Annotated in this window: 21 protein-coding genes; 11 read left to right on the forward strand and 10 right to left on the reverse strand. The window is 36.1% G+C overall.

Annotated elements, in window-relative coordinates:
- The first annotated feature begins 44 nt into the window (after positions 1–44).
- From pth to manA, 10 genes are all read left to right on the forward strand, one after another.
- The gene (gene pth, locus HMPREF1052_RS09655) at positions 45–629 is read left to right on the forward strand and encodes an aminoacyl-tRNA hydrolase (protein WP_005761616.1); all 585 of its coding nucleotides are present in this window, start codon (positions 45–47) and stop codon (positions 627–629) included.
- A 93-nt stretch (positions 630–722) separates the two neighbouring features.
- The gene (ychF, locus tag HMPREF1052_RS09660) at positions 723–1,814 is read left to right on the forward strand and encodes a redox-regulated ATPase YchF (RefSeq protein WP_005761544.1); all 1,092 of its coding nucleotides are present in this window, start codon (positions 723–725) and stop codon (positions 1,812–1,814) included.
- Positions 1,815–1,925: 111 nt separating this feature from the next.
- A complete protein-coding gene (locus tag HMPREF1052_RS09665; RefSeq protein WP_005761531.1) occupies positions 1,926–2,822 on the forward strand; it encodes a homocysteine S-methyltransferase family protein in 897 nt (298 codons plus the stop codon).
- Between the two features lie 141 nt (positions 2,823–2,963).
- The gene (locus HMPREF1052_RS09670) at positions 2,964–4,373 is read left to right on the forward strand and encodes a basic amino acid/polyamine antiporter (protein WP_005761476.1); all 1,410 of its coding nucleotides are present in this window, start codon (positions 2,964–2,966) and stop codon (positions 4,371–4,373) included.
- Between the two features lie 123 nt (positions 4,374–4,496).
- A complete protein-coding gene (locus tag HMPREF1052_RS09675; RefSeq protein ID WP_005761606.1) occupies positions 4,497–5,807 on the forward strand; it encodes a nucleobase:cation symporter-2 family protein in 1,311 nt (436 codons plus the stop codon).
- Positions 5,808–6,062: 255 nt separating this feature from the next.
- The gene (gene manX, locus HMPREF1052_RS09680) at positions 6,063–7,040 is read left to right on the forward strand and encodes a PTS mannose transporter subunit IIAB (RefSeq protein ID WP_005761436.1); all 978 of its coding nucleotides are present in this window, start codon (positions 6,063–6,065) and stop codon (positions 7,038–7,040) included.
- A 10-nt stretch (positions 7,041–7,050) separates the two neighbouring features.
- Entirely contained in the window at positions 7,051–7,851 is an 801-nt protein-coding gene (locus HMPREF1052_RS09685; RefSeq protein ID WP_005761619.1) for a PTS mannose/fructose/sorbose transporter subunit IIC, read from the forward strand.
- A gap of 15 nt (positions 7,852–7,866) precedes the next feature.
- Positions 7,867–8,703: a PTS mannose transporter subunit IID gene (locus tag HMPREF1052_RS09690; RefSeq protein ID WP_040596544.1), complete on the forward strand. Its 837-nt coding sequence runs from the start codon at positions 7,867–7,869 to the stop codon at positions 8,701–8,703.
- Positions 8,704–8,771: 68 nt separating this feature from the next.
- Positions 8,772–9,254 carry a DUF986 family protein gene (locus HMPREF1052_RS09695; protein WP_005761555.1) on the forward strand — a complete coding sequence of 161 codons (483 nt, stop codon included), beginning with the start codon at positions 8,772–8,774 and terminating at the stop codon, positions 9,252–9,254.
- The gene (gene manA / locus HMPREF1052_RS09700) at positions 9,254–10,459 is read left to right on the forward strand and encodes a mannose-6-phosphate isomerase, class I (protein WP_005761508.1); all 1,206 of its coding nucleotides are present in this window, start codon (positions 9,254–9,256) and stop codon (positions 10,457–10,459) included. Before HMPREF1052_RS09695 ends, manA begins: the two co-directional genes overlap by 1 nt.
- 69 nt (positions 10,460–10,528) lie before the next feature.
- Here manA and iscX read toward each other — a convergent pair whose 3' ends face one another.
- From iscX to trmJ, 9 genes are all read right to left on the reverse strand, one after another.
- A complete protein-coding gene (iscX, locus tag HMPREF1052_RS09705) occupies positions 10,529–10,723 on the reverse strand; it encodes a Fe-S cluster assembly protein IscX (RefSeq protein WP_005761608.1) in 195 nt (64 codons plus the stop codon).
- A gap of 1 nt (position 10,724) precedes the next feature.
- Positions 10,725–11,066, reverse strand: coding sequence for an ISC system 2Fe-2S type ferredoxin (gene fdx, locus HMPREF1052_RS09710; RefSeq protein ID WP_005761546.1), 342 nt, complete (start codon positions 11,064–11,066; stop codon positions 10,725–10,727).
- A 24-nt stretch (positions 11,067–11,090) separates the two neighbouring features.
- The gene (hscA, locus tag HMPREF1052_RS09715; RefSeq protein WP_005761461.1) at positions 11,091–12,941 is read right to left on the reverse strand and encodes a Fe-S protein assembly chaperone HscA; all 1,851 of its coding nucleotides are present in this window, start codon (positions 12,939–12,941) and stop codon (positions 11,091–11,093) included.
- A gap of 39 nt (positions 12,942–12,980) precedes the next feature.
- Positions 12,981–13,502 carry a Fe-S protein assembly co-chaperone HscB gene (hscB, locus tag HMPREF1052_RS09720; protein ID WP_005761603.1) on the reverse strand — a complete coding sequence of 174 codons (522 nt, stop codon included), beginning with the start codon at positions 13,500–13,502 and terminating at the stop codon, positions 12,981–12,983.
- 19 nt (positions 13,503–13,521) lie between these two features.
- Positions 13,522–13,833 carry an iron-sulfur cluster assembly protein IscA gene (gene iscA / locus HMPREF1052_RS09725; RefSeq protein WP_040596565.1) on the reverse strand — a complete coding sequence of 104 codons (312 nt, stop codon included), beginning with the start codon at positions 13,831–13,833 and terminating at the stop codon, positions 13,522–13,524.
- Between the two features lie 119 nt (positions 13,834–13,952).
- On the reverse strand, positions 13,953–14,336 hold the full coding sequence (gene iscU / locus HMPREF1052_RS09730; RefSeq protein ID WP_005761421.1) for a Fe-S cluster assembly scaffold IscU: 384 nt from the start codon (positions 14,334–14,336) through the stop codon (positions 13,953–13,955).
- A 27-nt stretch (positions 14,337–14,363) separates the two neighbouring features.
- Positions 14,364–15,578: an IscS subfamily cysteine desulfurase gene (locus HMPREF1052_RS09735; RefSeq protein ID WP_005761511.1), complete on the reverse strand. Its 1,215-nt coding sequence runs from the start codon at positions 15,576–15,578 to the stop codon at positions 14,364–14,366.
- Between the two features lie 51 nt (positions 15,579–15,629).
- A complete protein-coding gene (gene iscR / locus HMPREF1052_RS09740) occupies positions 15,630–16,091 on the reverse strand; it encodes a Fe-S cluster assembly transcriptional regulator IscR (RefSeq protein WP_005761550.1) in 462 nt (153 codons plus the stop codon).
- Positions 16,092–16,154: 63 nt separating this feature from the next.
- Complete coding sequence (gene trmJ / locus HMPREF1052_RS09745) at positions 16,155–16,898, reverse strand: tRNA (cytosine(32)/uridine(32)-2'-O)-methyltransferase TrmJ (protein ID WP_005761429.1); 744 nt, start codon at positions 16,896–16,898, stop codon at positions 16,155–16,157.
- A 185-nt stretch (positions 16,899–17,083) separates the two neighbouring features.
- Here trmJ and suhB point away from each other — a divergent pair, with 185 nt between their 5' ends.
- Positions 17,084–17,890, forward strand: a complete 807-nt coding sequence (gene suhB / locus HMPREF1052_RS09750) for an inositol-1-monophosphatase (RefSeq protein WP_005761512.1) — start codon at positions 17,084–17,086, stop codon at positions 17,888–17,890.
- 42 nt (positions 17,891–17,932) lie between these two features.
- Here suhB and HMPREF1052_RS09755 read toward each other — a convergent pair whose 3' ends face one another.
- Positions 17,933–19,780, reverse strand: a complete 1,848-nt coding sequence (locus HMPREF1052_RS09755; protein WP_005761434.1) for an ATP-binding protein — start codon at positions 19,778–19,780, stop codon at positions 17,933–17,935.
- Between the last annotated feature and the right edge of the window lie 339 nt (positions 19,781–20,119).

The following is a 20,119-nucleotide window of genomic DNA, read 5'->3' on the forward strand; positions in this document are numbered from 1 at the left end:
GATAATTAGGGTATACTTACCCGCTTCCATAAATAGGGATCAGTATGACGGAAATAAAGTTAATTGTTGGATTAGGAAACCCTGGCGATAAGTACTTAGATACTCGCCACAATGCTGGAGAGTGGCTGATTAATAGGCTGGCTCAGCGTTTTAATTTTACTTTAAAAGATGAGGCAAAATTTTTTGGGAAAACAGCTCGAACGATTATTGCTGGCGAAGAAGTTCGTTTTCTTATTCCAACGACATTTATGAATTTAAGTGGTAAAGCAATTAGTGCATTATCTACCTTCTATCGCATAAAACCTGAACAAATTCTAGTCATTCATGATGAGTTAGACTTACCACCAGGTATTGCAAAAATTAAACAAGGTGGTGGGCATGGCGGTCATAACGGTTTGAAAGATACCATTGCACAATTAGCCAATAATAAAAACTTTTACCGCTTACGTATAGGGATTGGTCATCCAGGTGATAAAAACCTCGTGGCAGCTTATGTATTAGGAAAGCCCTCTCCTACTGATTGGACGCTTATTGATAAAGCGCTTGATGAAGCAACAACTTGCGTTGAGATCTTATTAAAAGATGGCATCACCAAAGCAACCAATCGTTTAAATGGGTTTAAAGCTTAATAATATTTTTATGGTATGCAAATAGCATATCTAATATTCAATTTGGTGTAGAGAATAAATACTGCACCTTCCATAAATATAGGGAAACAAATCATGGGATTTAAATGTGGTATCGTGGGTTTACCTAATGTGGGTAAATCAACACTGTTTAACGCATTAACCAAAGCAGGTATTGAAGCTGCTAATTATCCATTCTGTACAATTGAGCCTAATACAGGTGTTGTACCCATGCCAGACCCTCGCCTAGATGCACTGGCTGCAATCGTTAATCCAGAAAGAGTTCTGCCTACTACCATGGAATTTGTAGATATTGCAGGTTTAGTGGCTGGTGCAAGTAAAGGGGAAGGTTTAGGCAATAAATTTTTAGCCAATATCCGAGAAACCGATGCGATTGGACATGTTGTGCGTTGTTTTGAAAATGATGATATCGTACATGTTGCAGGTAAAATCAATCCTGCTGATGATATTGATATTATCAATACTGAATTAGCTCTTGCTGATTTAGATAGCTGCGAACGTGCTATTCAACGTTTACAAAAACGTGCTAAAGGTGGCGATAAAGACGCTAAATTCGAATTATCAGTGATGGAAAAAATTCTTCCTGTATTAGAAAATGCAGGCATGATTCGCTCTATAGGTTTAGATAAAGATGAATTATTAGCAATTAAAAGTTATAACTTTTTAACCTTGAAACCAACCATGTATATTGCTAACGTTAATGAAGATGGTTTTGAAAATAATCCGTATCTAGCACAAGTACGTGAAATTGCAGAAAAAGAAGGGGCTATGGTCGTGCCCGTATGTGCGGCTATTGAAGCTGAAATTGCAGAATTAGATGATGATGAAAAAATTGAGTTTCTCCAAGACCTTGGAATTGAAGAACCTGGTTTAAATCGAGTAATACGAGCTGGTTATAAATTATTAAATTTACAAACCTATTTTACAGCTGGAGTGAAAGAAGTGCGTGCTTGGACAGTTTCAGTAGGAGCTACCGCACCTAAAGCTGCTGCAGTAATTCATACCGACTTTGAAAAAGGCTTTATCCGAGCAGAAGTGATTGCTTATCAAGATTTCATTGAATTCAAAGGTGAAAATGGAGCAAAAGAAGCTGGTAAATGGCGTTTAGAAGGCAAAGATTACATCGTACAAGATGGTGATGTTATGCACTTCCGTTTCAATGTATAAGCATGATTCTAAGTTATAAATTTTTGATCTAAAAATTTCTGAAAAAACTTACCGCACTTTAGCAAAAGTGCGGTATTTTTATATAACAATAAATCTTTAACAGGATAAGTTATGTCAATCACAATTCTTGATGGCGGTATGAGCCGCGAATTAATGCGTATTAACGCCCCGTTTAAACAACCTGAATGGTCGGCGTTGTCTTTATATGAAAAACCTTCTGCGGTGCAACAAGTGCATGAGGAGTTTATCAAAGCTGGTGCACAAGTGATTACCACCAACAGTTATGCCGTAGTACCTTTTCATATTGGTGAACAGCGTTTTCATGCTGACGGCAAAATGCTCGCCGATCTTGCGGGACGCTTGGCAAAAAGTGCGGTCAGAAACTCAGGTGTTTTAAGCACAAAGGTGGCTGGTTCTTTACCACCAATGTTTGGCTCTTACCGTGCGGACTTAATCGGAAAAGATCGTTTCGCAGAAATCGCCCAGCCCATTATTGACGGCCTTTCCCCTTATGTGGATTTATGGTTATGTGAAACTCAAAGTGCGATTATTGAACCTGTTTCTGTACAAAAATTATTGCCTAAAGATGGCCGCCCTTTATGGGTTTCTTTCACGCTAACTGATGAACATCCTACGTCCGAACCTCAACTTCGTTCGGGTGAATCTGTAAAAAGTGCGGTAGAAAAAATGGTTGAAATTGGCGTCTCTGCGATTCTTTTCAACTGCTGTCAACCTGAAGTGATTGAACAAGCGTTAATTGTTACACGTGACACTCTGCATACCTTAAATGCAACGCATATTCAAACAGGCGCTTACGCCAACGCCTTTGCGCCACAGCCCGAAGATGCTACGGCAAATGATGGTTTAGATGAAGTGCGCAAAGATCTCGACCCACAATCTTATCTCGCTTGGGCACAAAAATGGACAGCACAAGGTGCCACCATTGTTGGCGGCTGCTGCGGCATTGGGCGAGAGTTTATCAAAGTGCTTAGTGAAAATTTGAAATAACCTAACTCCTCTCTTTAGAAAAGAGGGGGGGGGGGGAAGATTTGAATCGAAACTAGAATTTTCGTATGCGTAAAATTATTTTGTAAAATTTTCTTCTCCTTTTGGTGAAAGGAGAAGCGTTTTTATCATTAAGGAACCATAATGTCTAACAAAAAAATCGGATTGCTTTCGCTTACCGCATTGGTGCTAAGTTCGATGATCGGATCGGGGATTTTTAGTCTTCCACAAAATATGGCGGCAGTAGCTGGCGCGGAAGCCATTTCTATAGGCTGGTTGATAACAGGGATTGGGATCATTTTCCTTGGTCTCTCGTTCTTTTTTATTTCGCGCCTTCGTCCTGAATTGGACGGTGGTATTTATACTTATGCTCGCGAAGGCTTTGGCGAACTCATGGGCTTTATGTCTGCTTGGGGCTATTGGTTGTGCGCCACTATCGGCATTGTGGGTTATCTCACAGTAGCATTTGAAGGCTTAGGTGTGTTTACTGACAGCGAAAGTGCGGTCATTTTTGGGCAAGGAAATACCATTGCTTCCTTTATTGGCGCATCTATTATCGTTTGGTTGGTTCACGCGTTAATTGCAAGTGGCATGAAAGAAGCTGCATCGGTAAATTTAGTGGCAACCTTTGTGAAAGTCGCCCCCCTAGTGTTATTTATTTTGCTAGGCTTATGGTATTTTGATGCTGAAATTTTCAATGCAGATGTAAAAGGCACTGTATTAAATAACCGCGTAGGGGAACAGGTGGAAAGCACGATGCTTATCACGCTTTGGGTGTTTACCGGTGTGGAAGGTGCCTCCGTTTTGTCCGCACACGCCAAAAAGCGCACAGACGTAGGTTTGGCAACAGTGCTTGGGATTCTGATCGCCTTGGCATTATATGTAGCAATCACCATTCTTTCTCTAGGTATTTTGCCACGCGAAACCATCGCCAATCTTGCCAATCCTTCTATGGGACCATTGCTTGATGCGATGATAGGACCTACAGGCAAAGTGATCATCACCGCGTGCTTGATTGTTTCCGTGCTTGCCTCTTATATTAGTTGGACGATGTATTCTTCGGAAATTCCGTATCGTGGTGCGAAAAATGGCGCATTTCCGAAAATTTTGGACAAACTCAATGAAAATGGCACGCCAATCAATTCTCTATGGTTTACAGGCTTTATCGTGCAATTTTGCTTGGTGCTGGTATTTGTATTCGAGCAAAGTTATAACACCTTGTTGCTGATTTCCACCTCAATGATTTTGATTCCTTATTTCTTAATCGGTGCATATTTGACCAAACTTGCGTTCCAAAAGCAGGCACATTGGTTTATCAAACTGACAGGCATTATGGCTTCAATTTATGGTTTGTGGATTGTTTATGCCGCAGGTTTGCAATATTTATTGCTTTCAGTGGTGTTGTATGTGCCTGGCATTTTGTTATTCCTTCATTCAAATCGTAAGTTTCATGGCAAATTCAAATTAGTCAGTTTCGAGAAAGTGATTTTGACAGTCATTCTCGTCATCTTCTGCTATGCCATTTATCGTTTACCTGAATTACTCGTAGCTTAACTCAAAGTGCGGTCTAAATTTCCGAAATTTCTACCGCACTTTTTCTTTATTTGAGACGCAAACGTTTGCTTAAATGTGAGATTCTTGTATAATTCGCCTAATTTTTATTTATGAGATATTTTTATGCATAACAATCTCCTTTACTCAGTTGAAGATAATCCTCCATTTGGTTTAAGTTTATTACTAGCGGCTCAGCACTTATTAGCGGCTTTAGGCGGTATTATTGCGGTGCCTTTAGTAATTGGTGGTGTATTAAAACTGCCAACTGAAGACACTATTACTTTGGTCAACTCTGCACTATTAATTTCGGGAGTCGTAACCATTATTCAATGTCGCGGAATTGGTCCAATAGGAATTCGTTTACCCAGCGTCATGGGAACAAGTTTTACCTTTGTCGCTGCGGCACTCGCGATAGGATTTGGCGAACACGGTGTATCTGGCATTATGGGGGCCTCGCTAATTGGCTCATTAGTGATGATCATCGGTAGTTTTTTTATGCCTTATATACGTAAATTATTTCCTCCTGTTGTTACTGGCACCGTTGTCATGATGATTGGTTTGAGCCTTATTCCTGTGGCAGTGGACTGGTTTGCAGGCGGGCAGCGAGGTGATGTAAATTATGCGAAACCAGAAAACCTACTGATGGCAACATTTGTTTTGGTATTAGTCGTTGCATTAGTACAATGGGGAAAAGGGATTTTCTCTGCGGCAGCCATTGTAATAGGAATGATGGCGGGCTATGTGGTTGCGCTTTGCTTAGGTTGGGTAAATTTTGAAAGCTTGCACCAGGCTCAAACATTCGCTCTACCTCAGCCATTACATTTCGGTTTATCTTTCCCTATCGCTGGAATTATTGGAATGTCTATTGCTTATTTGGTTACTATTGTGGAATCCAGTGGTAATTTTCTGGCATTAGGTAATGCCACTAAAACAGAAATTACAGGCCAGCATTTACGTAGTGGCGTCTTATGCGATGGCTTAGGTTCTGCACTCGCAGCGATTATGTCTACCACACCTTTTTCATCATTCTCACAAAATATCGGTGTAATTTCTTTAACTGGTGTAGCAAGCCGTCATGTCGTCGCTCTAACCGGTGGATTATTGGTATTAGCAGGTCTCTTTCCTATATTCGGTGCATTAATTGTATCCATTCCATTACCGGTATTAGGAGGAGCAGGTTTAATGATGTTTGCTATGATTATTTCTGCTGGTATTCAAATGCTAGATAATATTGAACGTAGCCGTCGTAATGGATTAATCATCGCTATTTCTATTGGTTGTGGCTTAGCAGTGACTACTCGTCCTGAATTATTAGCTCAATTACCTGAATTCGTAAAAGAAATTTTAGGCTCAGGAATTACAGTAGGTTCATTATTAGCCTTAATCTTAAATTTAATTTTACCAGAAGATAAAAAAGCGACAGCCTCTGAATAAAATAAGAATTATCTTTCTAATCAAAAAAATAGTAAATTCGACAAATATCATTAAGCGAGAAAAAATCTTCTCGCTTTTTCTATATATATTTACGTTATTTTTTATACAATTTCTTTAATTATTTTGATTACTAAAGTAAAAAATGTGATCTAATTCAAGAAATGAGAAAAATTATCAGCTGAAACGTTTTCAGCTAAAATATTTAAGATAAAATAGAGAATTGACATTAATTGGCACAAACATTAAGGAGTCAAAATGACTATTGCTATTATCATAGCAACGCATGGTGTGGCTGCTGAGCAGTTGCTAAAAACTACAGAAATGCTCATTGGAGAACAGGAAGATATCGCTTATATTGATTTTGTTCCTGGAGAAAATGCTGAAACTATTATGGCAAAATATCAGGCATTGCTAGAGGGGCAACTTTCACATTGCGACCAAGTATTATTCCTCGTCGACATGTGGGGTGGTAGCCCATTCAATGCTGCAAATCGTTTCCAAGAAGGCAAATCCAATATAGATGTAGTCACAGGCGTAAATATTCCAATGCTAGTGAATACCTGTATGGCTAGAGATGATGTAAATTCACTACAAGAATTAGTTGAAGTGGCATTAGAAGCGGGATTAACTGGTATTCGTTCATTAAATCATCAACCAATAAAAGAAGAATCAGTTCCTGTTACTCAAGCACAGCAAACTACATCAACACCAACCCAACAAATTGTTGATGATGGAAGACGATTAAATATTGCTCTAGCTCGTATTGACGACCGTTTAATTCATGGTCAAGTCGCAACTGTTTGGACAAAAGAAAGCAAAGCTAGCCGTATTGTAGTGGTTAACGATGATGTTGCTAAAGATACAGTTCGTTCAGCGATGCTAAAAAGTGTTGCACCTCCAGGGGTAACTGCACATGTTGTCAATGTTGAAAAAATGATTCGTGTTTATAACAATCCTGAATATGCTGATGAGCGTATGATGTTATTATTTACTAATCCAACCGATGTAGTCACACTCATGGAAGCTGGTGTTCCATTCAAATCAGTGAATATTGGTGGCATGTCATATAAAGAAGGTAAAAAAATGATTACCAGTGCCATAGCCGTCAATGATGTAGATATTGAAGCATTCAAGAAACTTAATGCACAAAATATTGAACTTGATGTGCGTAAAGTATCGAATGATACACGCCAATATATGATGGATTTATTAAAGAAAAATAACTTAATCTGAGGAAACTAAAATGGAAATTTCAACATTGCAAGTCATTCTTGTATTTCTAGTCTCCTGCATGTGTGGTGCGGGTTCAATTCTTGATGAGTTCCAAACTCACCGCCCTTTAATTGCTTGTACCTTAATTGGTTTAGTCCTTGGTGATATGAAAACGGGGATTATTGTAGGCGGTTCACTAGAATTATTAGCTTTAGGTTGGATGAACATTGGTGCTGCACTTGCACCAGATGCAGCATTAGCCTCTGTTATCTCAACTATTCTTGTTATCGTTGGTAAACAAGATATTACTACAGGTATTGCTGTGGCAATTCCATTAGCAGCCGCAGGACAAGTACTAACTTATGTTGTTCGTGCTATTACCGTTGGTTTCCAACATGCCGCAGATAAATCAGTACAAGATGGTAATCTCGCTCGTTTAGACTGGGTACACTTCGGTGCATTAATGCTACAAGCTATGCGTATCGCTATTCCAGCACTTATTGTTGCACTAACAGCAGGAACAGATGTGGTTCAAACTATGTTGAATTCAATTCCTGAAGTGGTGACAACAGGTTTAAAAATTGCAGGTGGTTTCATTGCTGTAGTCGGTTATGCCATGGTTATTAATATGATGCGTGCTGGACACTTAATGCCTTTCTTCTATGCGGGCTTCGTAATTGCAGCATTTACTAATTTCAATTTAGTTGCATTAGGTGTTCTTGGTACCATTATGGCAATTCTTTATATCCAAATTCATCCTAAATATAATAAAAGCCAACAAGTTGTCGTTGCAACAACGGCAAATAATCACCTTGATAACAGATTAGATTAAAATGGGGAAAAGAAAATGACAACTGAAATCAGAAAAGTAACTAAAAGCGATTTAAATTCTGTTGTTCTTCGTTCTAACCTTTTCCAAGGTTCATGGAACTTTGAGCGAATGCAAGCATTAGGATTTATGTATTCAATTTCTCCAGTAATCAAACGCTTATACCCAGATCCAAATTCACAAGAACGTAAAGATGCAATTAAACGCCATCTTGAATTCTTTAATACACAACCCTTTGTTGCTGCTCCTGTTTTAGGTGTAACTATTGCCATGGAAGAAGAACGTGCAAATGGTAAACCTATCGATGATGCTGCAATTAACGGTATAAAAGTGGGTCTAATGGGGCCTCTAGCTGGTGTGGGTGACCCAATTTATTGGGGAACGGCCCGTCCTGTATTTGCAGCATTAGGGGCTGGTTTAGCATTAAGTGGTAGTATTTTAGGTCCATTGTTATTCTTTATATTATTTAACTTCGTGCGTCTAGCAACTCGTTATTATGGTGTAACTTATGGTTATAAAAAGGGCCTAGACGTTGTTAAAGATATGAGTGGTGGCTTACTTCAAAAATTAACTGAAGGCGCATCTATTCTTGGGCTTTTCATTATGGGTGCATTAGTACAAAAATGGACAAGCATTAATGTTCCATTAGTGGTTTCAACTATTCAGAAACAAGATGGTACAACAGAAATCACCACAATCCAAAATATTTTAGATAGCCTCATGCCTGGCTTATTAGCATTATTACTTACCTTCGCTTGTATGTGGTTATTACGTAACCGAGTTAATGCACTTTGGATTATCATTGGCTTCTTCGTCATCGGTATTTTTGGTGCATGGACAGGTATTTTAGCTTAATTTAAAGCTGTTATAATAGGCACGTCCATTAAAGGACGTGCCTTTTAATTATCTAGACTTGTAATCTTATGACAAATGCTATTCTTTTAATTTGTGTCCTACTCTTCTTTGCTTATTCCTTTTATGAACAATTTGGACTTGATAAACGTAAAGGAAAGACTAAACTTAAATTAGCGCTCAAAAAACAAGCCAAAGCTGATGCAATCATATTTATTGTACTCATTGGTTGTTTATTTGGATATCAATCTAACAATGTAATTAACATTGCTCCATTTACTATTTTCCTATTAACAACAGCGGTTGTTTTAGCCATATATACTGCATTTATTCGTTCCCCTATGCTTATACTAAAAGAAAAAGGCTTTTTCTACAGTAATATGTTTATTGAATATGATAAAATCGCTCAAGTTAATTTAGCCGAAGGTAATATTTTTGTGATTGATTTAACTAATACTAAGCGATTATTAATCACGCTAGCAAATCCACAAGATACAGAAAAATTAGTCGCATTTTTTGGTGGCTATAAAGAAAGTATAAAGGGAACAAAGTAATGACAGGCATTTATAAACTCACTGGTAGCTTACAAAATTATGTTTGGGGCGGGAAAGATTACATTCCGAACCTATTAAACATATCTAAGGCCCCAAATCAATATTATGCTGAATGGTGGTTAGGTGCACATAGTTCTTCACCGTCACAAATTGATGTTAAAGGAAAACAACAATCGCTAATTGATTTTATTAAGCAACATCCTGAAGTTCTAGGTAAGCAAAGCCGTGCTATTTTCGGCGATGAACTCGCCTATTTACTCAAAATTTTAGATGTTAATAAACCTCTTTCAATTCAATTACATCCAACTAAAAAACAAGCCGAACTAGGTTTTATAACAGAGAATGAAAAAGGGGTTGATTTAAAAGATCCTAAACGGACTTATAAAGATAATAATCATAAACCTGAAATGATGATTGCTTTATCTGACTTCTGGTTATTACATGGTTTTAAACAGAAAGCCCAAATAGCTGAAACGCTAAAAAATCGCCCAAGTTTAACCGCACTTTTAGCTAAATTAGAACATCAAGATCTGCATCATTTTTATGCGGACATCATGCAAGCCACTCAATCACAATTAGCCACATGGTTATTGCCAATAATAACAGCAAATAAACAGGCTTATCAAAACCATCAATTAACATTAGAAAATCCTGATTATTGGTTACTATATACTATGGAAGCGATGGAAATTTCTGAAGATAAACTTGATCCTGGTCTAATTTGTTTCTATTTATTTAATATTGTTCACCTGAAAACAGGAGAAGGTATTTATCAAGATGCTGGTATTCCACATGCTTATTTACGAGGTCAAAATATTGAATTAATGGCTTGTTCTGATAACGTTATTCGTGGTGGATTAACGCCAAAACATGTCGATATTCCCGCATTATTAGAGGTCATTGATTGTCGTGAGATAGAACCTAAGATTATATCAGTTGCTCCCCAGCAAAATGGTTCATTCACTTATAAAACAGCAGCAAAAGACTTTGCATTAGAAAATGTACGTTATGAGGTCAATACTACGGCAGAAAGTAAAGCAGAAAATGCGATGATTTTATTGGTTATGCAAGGCTCTCTAGAAATTTCAGAAAAACAAACCGCACTTTTACTTAATCAAGGTGAATCAGCATTTATTTGTGCAGACACAGAATACAAGATTGAAGGGATAAAAACAGGTTATTGTGTATTAGCTAAATTACCATAATAAAAATATTAACAAAACAAACCGCACTTTAATAAAAAATCCGCCGATATTGATTATCAGCGGATTTTTTTATTCATATTCATCAATCCATTTCAATAAAATATTTTCAAGGATTTTTTCATTTGAAGCTTCTGGATTATCATCAAAATCATCAAGCTGACAAATCCATTGATGTAAATCTGTAAAACGTACAGTTTGGGGATCTATATCAGGATAAAGATCATACAGATTCTCAGCAATTTGTTGTGCATCTACCCATTTCATTTTAATGATTCTCTTCTCTTGCGTGATTTAGACTATATTTAGGAATTTCTACAACTAAATCTTCATTACCAATTTTACATTGACAACTTAAGCGACTATCTACTTCTAATCCCCAAGCTTTATCCAACATATCATCTTCTTGATCTGTGCTTTCATTCAAGCTGTCTCCACCTTCACGAATAATACAGTGACATGTAGTACAAGCACAGGAACCATCACAAGCATGTTCAATTTCAATACCCGCCTCTAAAGCAACTTCTAATAAGTTATCCCCAGCTGCAGCATCAACGACCATACCCTCTGGACAAATCGTTTCATGTGGAAGAAAAATTACTTTTGGCATTTATAATATCCTACTACTTTCCAATTAAAGATCTTCAACAGAATGACCCGTAAGCGCAGAACGAATAGATTTATCCATTCGACGGGCAGCAAATTCTTGAGTTGCGATATCAAGTGCTTTAATCCCCTGTTTAATCGCTAGAGTATCATTTTGTTGTTGTAAATTATCAAGATCCATTAATGCTTGCTTAACTTTAGTGAGCTCTTCATCATTCAATAGCTCTTGATCATGAGATAACGCTGAAAGCACAGATTCAATAACTCGTTGAGCTTCAACTCGCTGCTCGGCTAATAAACGGATATCAATATCTTGCTTAGCATTTTCCATAGAAGCCTTGAGCATTTGAGTAATTTCATCGTCAGTTAATCCATAAGATGGCTTAACTTGAATAGAGGATTGAACTCCTGTTGATTTTTCCATGGCAGTTACGTTCAATAAACCATCTGCATCCACTTGATAGGTCACTCTTACTTGAGCAGCTCCCGCAGCCATCGCAGGAATACCTCGCAAAGTAAAACGAGCTAATGAACGGCAATCCGCCACCATTTCACGTTCACCTTGCACAACATGAACAGACATCGCAGTTTGTCCATCTTTAAAAGTCGTAAATTCCTGTGCTCTAGCTACAGGGATGGTAGTATTACGAGGGATAATTTTTTCTACCATTCCGCCCATAATTTCAATGCCCAGAGACAATGGAATAACATCAAGTAATAACATGTCAGAATCAGGTTTATTACCCACTAAAATATCAGCCTGGATAGCTGCACCTAAGGCTACAACTTTGTCAGGATCAATAGAGGTTAACGGCAGGCGTTTAAAGAATTCTCCAACTTGTTCACGAACAAAGGGTACTCGTGTTGAACCACCGACCATAACCACTTCTCTCACTTCATCTACTGACACGTGAGAATCTTTCAAGGCTCGACGACAAGCCATAATGGAACGTTTCACTAGTGGGCTAATTAAACTATTAAATTGCTCACGAGTAATTACCCCTCTCCAATCTTGATATTCAATCTTCACTGATTCATTATCAGTTAATGCTATTTTAATAGATGTAGCCAATTCAATGAGCAAACGTTTTTGTTTGTCATCTTGTGGGGAAATTGAAGATTGTTCAACAATCCATTCTGCTAATAAATGGTCAAAATCATCACCACCTAATGCAGTATCACCGCCTGTTGCTAAAACCTCAAATACACCTTTTGATAAACGTAAAATTGAAATATCAAAAGTACCACCTCCAAGATCGTAAACTGCAATAATACCTTCCTGACCACTATCCAAACCATAAGCAATGGCAGCAGCAGTAGGTTCATTAAGTAAACGTAAAACATTTAATCCTGCTAATTTAGCTGCATCCTTGGTGCTTTGACGCTGAGCATCATCAAAATAAGCTGGCACGGTAATTACCGCACCATTTAACTGCCCACCTAATCGCTGTTCAGCAAATGCGGTAAGTTTTTTCAAAATTTCACTAGAAACTTCAATAGGAGTAAATGCACCTTGACGAGTAGTTATCAGAGGCAATCCATTTTCGGTTTGAGCAAATTGATAAGGCAAATTTGGATAACGATTTTGCACATCAGCCAAACTACGACCAATCAAACGTTTTACGGAAATCACTGTATTTTGTGGATCAATACTAGCTAACTTTGCAGCCTCATACCCCACGGTAACTTGATTATTTTCACCAAAATGAACTATCGATGGGACAAGTGGACGATTTTGTTCGTCTAACAAAATATCATTATGCCCACTCCGAACAGCCGCCACTAAAGAATTAGTTGTCCCCAAGTCGATTCCAAGGGCTAATTTATGCTGATGGGGAGCAGCCATTAAGCCAGGTTCAGCAATTTGAAGTAATGCCATGCTTATTCTCTAGAAAGTAAATTATTATAATATGTCTAATTAAAACTCAGTTAGTTTTTCTTCAATATGCTCAATTTCGACTATTAGTTTTTTAATAAAACGCAAACGATCATTTAATATTCGAGCATGTTTCCAATCTTTATTTGAAAGTGCGGTAGATAATTCATAAATTTTATTTTTATGCTCACTTTCAATTTGAGTTGAAAATACCATTAATTGATCGAAATCTTGAGTATTTTCAATAGATTCAAGCTGTTCACGCCATTCTAATTGTTGCATTAAAAATGCCACATCATGAGTACTTTTTTCTTCTAAATTTTGTTGTTCGCCTATATTTAAAGCAATAATACTATCTGCCCGACTAATAGGATCTTTCAAAATCTGTAAAGCATCATTCACTTCTGCTGACTTTTGCATAGCAATACGCTGTTCTTGTGCACTTGCATGAGCAAAATTATCTGGGTGCAATGTTTTTTGCAACGCTAAATAGCGAGTTGATAACACTGTTTGATCCACATTAAAGTCAATAGGCAAATCAAAAAGCTCAAATGGATTTAGCATAATATATCCGAATTAATTATTATACGTTGAAGCTTTCACCACAACCGCATTGGTCTTTCACATTTGGATTTGAGAATTTAAAACCTTCATTTAAACCTTCTTTAACAAAATCCAACTGTGTTCCATTTAAATAAACAAGACTTTTGGTATCAATGATTACTTTCACGCCATATTGCTCAAATACATTATCATCAGCATTTAATTCATCAACAAATTCAAGCACATAAGCTAAGCCAGAACATCCTGATGTTTTGATACCTAAGCGTAAACCAATACCTTTACCACGACTCTCTAAACATTTCTTCACATGTTTAGCTGCATTTTCGGTCATGCTAACTGAAGTTGATGAAGAAAAATGATTTTCTTCTACATTAAATTGTTCTGCTGTCATATTATCAGCCTCCAAGCTAATAAATTATAAACTCAAGTAATGTCTATGTCTTTCTTTAATTATTGACCTTTCTTTGCTTTATAATCAGCAATTGCCGCTTTAATGGCATCTTCAGCTAAAATTGAGCAGTGAACTTTTACTGGAGGTAATTCTAATTCTTCAGCAATTTGACTATTTTTAATTGCACCCGCTTCCTCTAAAGATTTACCTTTTACCCATTCAGTAATTAATGAACTTGAAGCAATGGCTGAGCCACAACCGTATGTTTTGAATTTAGCATCTTCAATAATACCTTCATCATTTACTTTAATTTGAAGTTGCATTACATCACCACAAGCAGGAGCACCTACCATTCCAGTACCAATATCTGTAGACTTTTTATCAAATGAACCGACATTACGAGGGTTTTCATAATGATCAATAACTTTTTCACTATATGCCATTTTAGCTTTCCTTTTTTAAACGTTTAATTAATGTGCAGACCATTCAATTTTAGACATATCAATGCCTTCTTTATGCATATCCCACAAAGGTGATAAATCACGTAATTTAGTCACTGCTTTTTTCACTAACTCAATCGTATAATCAATTTCTTCTTCTGTAGTATAACGTCCCATGGTGAAACGAATCGAACTATGTGCTAATTCATCATTTAAACCTAACGCACGTAATACATAAGACGGCTCTAAACTTGCGGAAGTACAAGCTGAACCTGATGAGACAGCAATATCACGTAAAGCCATCATTAATGACTCACCTTCAACAAAATTAAAACTAATATTTAAATTTGAACCTACACGATGCTCCATTGAACCATTCACGTAAGTCTCATCAATATCTTTTAAGCCATTATATAAACGATCACGTAACTTAGTTAAACGCGCCATTTCCTCTTCCATTTCTTCTTTACAGATGCGATAGGCTTCCCCCATACCAACAATTTGGTGAACAGCTAATGTGCCTGAACGCATGCCACGTTCATGACCACCGCCATGAATAATTGCTTCAAGGCGAACACGCGGTTTGCGACGAACATATAACGCACCAATACCTTTAGGTCCATAAAGTTTATGACCTGACATTGAAAGTAAATCCACATTCAATTCTGATAAATTAATAGGTAATTTACCAACACTTTGTGTTGCATCTACATGGAAAATAATTTTACGTTCACGACAAAGATCGCCAATTGCTTTAATATCTTGAATGACACCTATTTCATTATTAACATGCATAATCGAAACTAAAATAGTATCATCACGCATGGCTGCTTTTAATTCGTCTAAATTTACTAAACCATCAGTTTGAGGCGCTAAATAAGTCACCTCAAAACCTTCACGTTCTAATTGACGACAAGTATCTAACACCGCTTTATGCTCTGTTTTACAGGTGATAATATGCTTACCTTTCGTTTGATAAAAATGAGCAGCACCTTTAATGGCTAAGTTATCCGACTCTGTTGCGCCAGAAGTAAAGACAATTTCACGGCTATCCGCACCAATTAAATCAGCAATATGGTTACGTGCTACATCAACAGCTTCCTCTGCTTGCCATCCAAATTTATGGGAACGAGAAGCAGGATTACCAAAAATGCCATCTTTTGTTAAATATTGCATCATTTTTTCAGCAACACGTTCATCAACGGGACAAGTTGCTGCATAATCCAAATAAATTGGTAATTTCATTATTCACTCCGTTTACGTAATAATCATCAAAAGGATGATTTCATAAAATTTTTAATTATTAACAACCAATAAATTTTCAAAATCAGTATGAGATTCTGAAAGCATTCTTGGGGTTTGTTTACTGACTAATTCTTCTAACGTAATCTCATTCAAGAAATCTTCAATACGATTACTTAATTCTTCCCAAAGGTGATGGGTTAAACATACTTGCCCATCTTTACAATTTCCCTGTCCTAAACATTTAGTCACTGAAATATTCTCATTGACTGCAGCGATAATCATGCCAATAGAAATCTTATCTGTAGGACGGCCTAATTTATAGCCACCACCAGGCCCTCGCACGCTTTTTACCAATCCATAGCGACGTAATTTTGCAAATAGTTGCTCTAAATAAGAAAGTGAAATATTTTGACGTTCCGAAATATCAGATAAAGTTACTGGGCCAGAATTAGCATTTAAAGCAATATCCAAAATTGCAGTAACAGCATAACGACCTTTTGAAGTTAATTTCATATTCCTTTCCTTTCAAATAATAAAATTATGGTGAATGTTTACATAACCAACTAAATTAGTCAACTATTTATCTTGATAACAATTAAGTTGTTTTTCTACCGCACTCAACATTCCACGTAAAATATTTAATTCATTTCTCTCAATATCAACTCGATTATATAAATGACGTAACTTCTGCATTACGCCTTGATTCTGAATGAAGCCTAACGATTGATAAACTCGCTGAGTATGCTCATAGAAATATTCTAATTCTTTTGCTGTGACTTTTTCACTAACTGTTTGATTGAGATTTTCTATTGTAGAAACAGGTAACTCTTGATGATTTAAATATGCCATTCTTAATTCATAACTGACTAGCTGCACAGCCATAGCTAAATTAAGAGATGAATATTCGGGATTAGCAGGAATCGTTAAATGATAGCGGCATTTCAATAATTCATCATTGGTTAAACCAAATTTCTCACGTCCAAACACAATTGCTACTTGTCCAGAATGAGCCTCTTGCATAGCAATATCACCACATTGTCTTGGCTCAACTAAAGTATTTTGCAAATGTCGTAATCTTGCACTAGTACCAATAACTAAAGAACAATCGGCAATAGCCTCTTCAAAATTATTAACAACAACCGCATTTTGCACTACATCCTCTGCACCAGCAGATAAAGCTATCGCTTGTTCATCAATAGATTGCTTAGGTGAAACTAGATATAAGTGTTTTAACCCCATAGTTTTCATTGCTCGAGCAGCTGAACCAATATTTCCACTATGAGAAGTTTCAACTAAAACAATTCGAATATTATTTAACATATAATTTACATATAAACTAAAAATTGTGGTTATTATAACATAATAACCAGGTTATTTAGTCGGACTATTTGTAAATATTTTTTATTACTAGCTAATTTCTGTAAATTACCCTATAATGCACAGCGAAAAAGCTCATTACCTCAGTAAATGAGTATTCTGTTCTTTAAAATCTAGTGGAAATAATTATGAATCCAATGTTAAATATTGCTATTCGTGCAGCACGAAAAGCCGGCAATTTAATTGCTAAAAGTTACGAACGCCGTGATGATATTCAAGCATCATTAAAAAGTACGAATGATTATGTTACTAATATTGATAAAGCTTCTGAAGAAGCAATCATTGAGGTAATTAGAAACTCTTACCCAGACCACACCATTATCACAGAAGAAAGTGGTGCTTTAGAAGGTAAAAATACAGATGTACAATGGATAATTGATCCACTAGATGGCACAACAAACTTTGTAAAAGGTTTTCCTCATTTTTCTGTTTCTATTGCTATTCGTGTTAAAGGTCGCACTGAAGTTGGTGTGGTTTATGATCCTATTCGTAATGAATTATTCACTGCGGTCCGTGGTGAAGGTGCGAAATTAAACGATATTCGCCTAAGAGTAGATGCAAAGCGTGAATTAAAAGGCGCTATATTAGCAACTGGTTTTCCATTTAAACAAGTTCGTCATATGCCAGTTCAGATGAATATTATGTCTGATTTAATTGAAACTTGTGCTGATTTCCGTCGTACAGGATCAGCTGCATTAGATTTATGCTATGTAGCATCTAGTCGTATTGATGGATTCTTTGAAATTGGTTTAAAACCTTGGGATTGTGCAGCTGGCGATCTAGTTGTTCGAGAAGCTGGTGGTTTAATTAGTGATTTTACTGGTGGTCATAATTACTTGACTTCAGGTCACATTGTCGCTGCACCGACCAGAGTATTAAAAGATATTCTTAATAAAATCCAACCGCACTTACCAAAAGAATTCCAAAACAACTAAAATTTTTTGAATAAACAAGGATGCATTATAGCATCCTTTTATTTATTGATTAACTAACCATTTAGTTAATTTTTCAACATCAGATAACCAAGTTTCTTCTATTTCATTTATCCAAAATTTAATATTACTTTCCCATTCCGTATTATCATCATGTTGCCCTTTTTCAGCAACTTGTTGGATATGTTTTAAACCAATAGAAGATGCAGCCCCTTTAATTTTATGAGAATTAGAAGCAACCTCTTTCTTATATGCTGAATCTACTAAATATTTTTGATATGAATTATGTAACTCTACCATATACGAAGGCATGGTCTGCTTAAAGAGTTCAAGGTTTTTTTGCACGAATTCAACACCAAGCATATCGATCAGATCTTTTAGCATAACATAATCAAATTCTTCAATATCTAAAGATGATTCAATTTCAGCACTATTGAGAGATTTCATTGGCACACCAATTTCATCCCCAAAATATTCAATTAAACATTTATTCAAAGATTCTATAGACAAAGGTTTACGTAATACATCATCCATACCTTGTTTTTGATAATCTACTTTACTTTGCATAACATTCGCAGTTAAGGCGATCAATGGAGGAAGATAATCATAGACACCATCTTCATATTTATTTCTCAATACTTTCGCAATATCAAAACCAGTCATGTCAGGCAATTGAATATCCAAAAATACAAGATCATAATTTCCCTTTTCGAATTTCTCTAATGCTTCTTGCCCTGTCATCGCAATATCGACATAGTGACCTAATTTCTCTAATACAGATTTTGCAACAATAATATTTAATTCGATATCTTCAACTAACAAAATATGTAAATTAAGACCAAGCTCTTCAACTTCATTATTAAGTGGCTGATTGACTTCATCAGCTTTAATAACAAGAGTAAAAGTTGAACCCTTACCTTCTTTACTTTCAACAGTTAAATCTCCGTCCATCAACCTAGCAATATTTTTGGAAATAGCTAAGCCAATACCACTGCCTGCTGCCTTATGCTTATTAGTTTTACTTCCAACTTGATAATACATTGCGAAAATTTTTGCTAATTCTGATTGGGGAATGCCTTGACCTGTATCTTTAACTGCAAAGGAATATTTATCATAAGAAAGTCGTTTTATTTGTAAACTAACAGCCCCTTTTTCTGTAAATTTTACTGCGTTGCTCATTAAATTCCATAAAACTTGGCTTAAACGAGTATAATCAAGCATAATCCAATGAGGCAAGTTTTCATCAACCTGAATGTCAAAACAAAGGTTCTTCTGCTCTGCCATTAGCTTACCTAAGTTATAAATATCTGTTATTAAAGCAGGAAAATCCGTTTCTCTTTTATATAATTCAATCTTACTTCCATCTATTTTTTGAAGATCGATAATATCATTAAAAATATGTCCTAAAGAAACCGCACTTATATTAATCGTCTTTAAATAATTACGTTGCTCATCATTAAGATGAGTATCTAAAAGAATTCGGCTTAGTCCAACAATACCATTCAAAGGCGTTCTTAATTCATGACTAATCGTTGCCATCAACGTTGTTTTATCCCGGCTAGCTTGTTCTAAGCGACGCTCAGCTCTAATTCGCACCTTGATTTCTTGCTGTAATTCAGCAACTAGATTAGTTAAATTTTGACGAGATAATTCTAAACGTTCAACTAATAATGCAAAGAAATAAATAACGAAAGGAGCTGAGATAACCCCAAATACTACAGAGTAAAGTAAACTCTCCCAATGAATTTTCCCTGTAAAAATAAGACTGAGAAGAATATGTGTGCACAATGCAAGACTAGCGATCAGAATAAACCCAAGTAATGAAAACTTCAAACGACCTAATTTTATAACCCAATCCACATACTGCTGGGCAAAAAATTTCATATTTTTCATAAATATATCTCCCTGAATTTTTACTTATTGTATCAGTAAATTCTAGTGTTGTTTGCTTTACTAAATAAATTAATATAAAAATTCATAAAATATACCGCACTTTGCCTATTTTATAGGTCTATATCATTTTTCAACTTTGCTACGCTAGCTTGGCTCTCTTTTTATCTGTTTTTAATTTTTGGCGTTATGGTTCTTATTTTTGTTGTTATTTTATTTACTTAGTTTTATTACTTTACACTCTTAATTTTATTGTATTTTATTTCTTACTTTCTTATTTTTTCTTTTTTATTTGCTTTTCGCTTTCACTTCAGCCTTGATTTATGTTCATTTTCCCAAAAA

Origin of the sequence: Pasteurella bettyae CCUG 2042 (assembly GCF_000262245.1) — a bacterium.
GTDB classification, from domain to species: Bacteria; Pseudomonadota; Gammaproteobacteria; order Enterobacterales; family Pasteurellaceae; genus Basfia; species Basfia bettyae.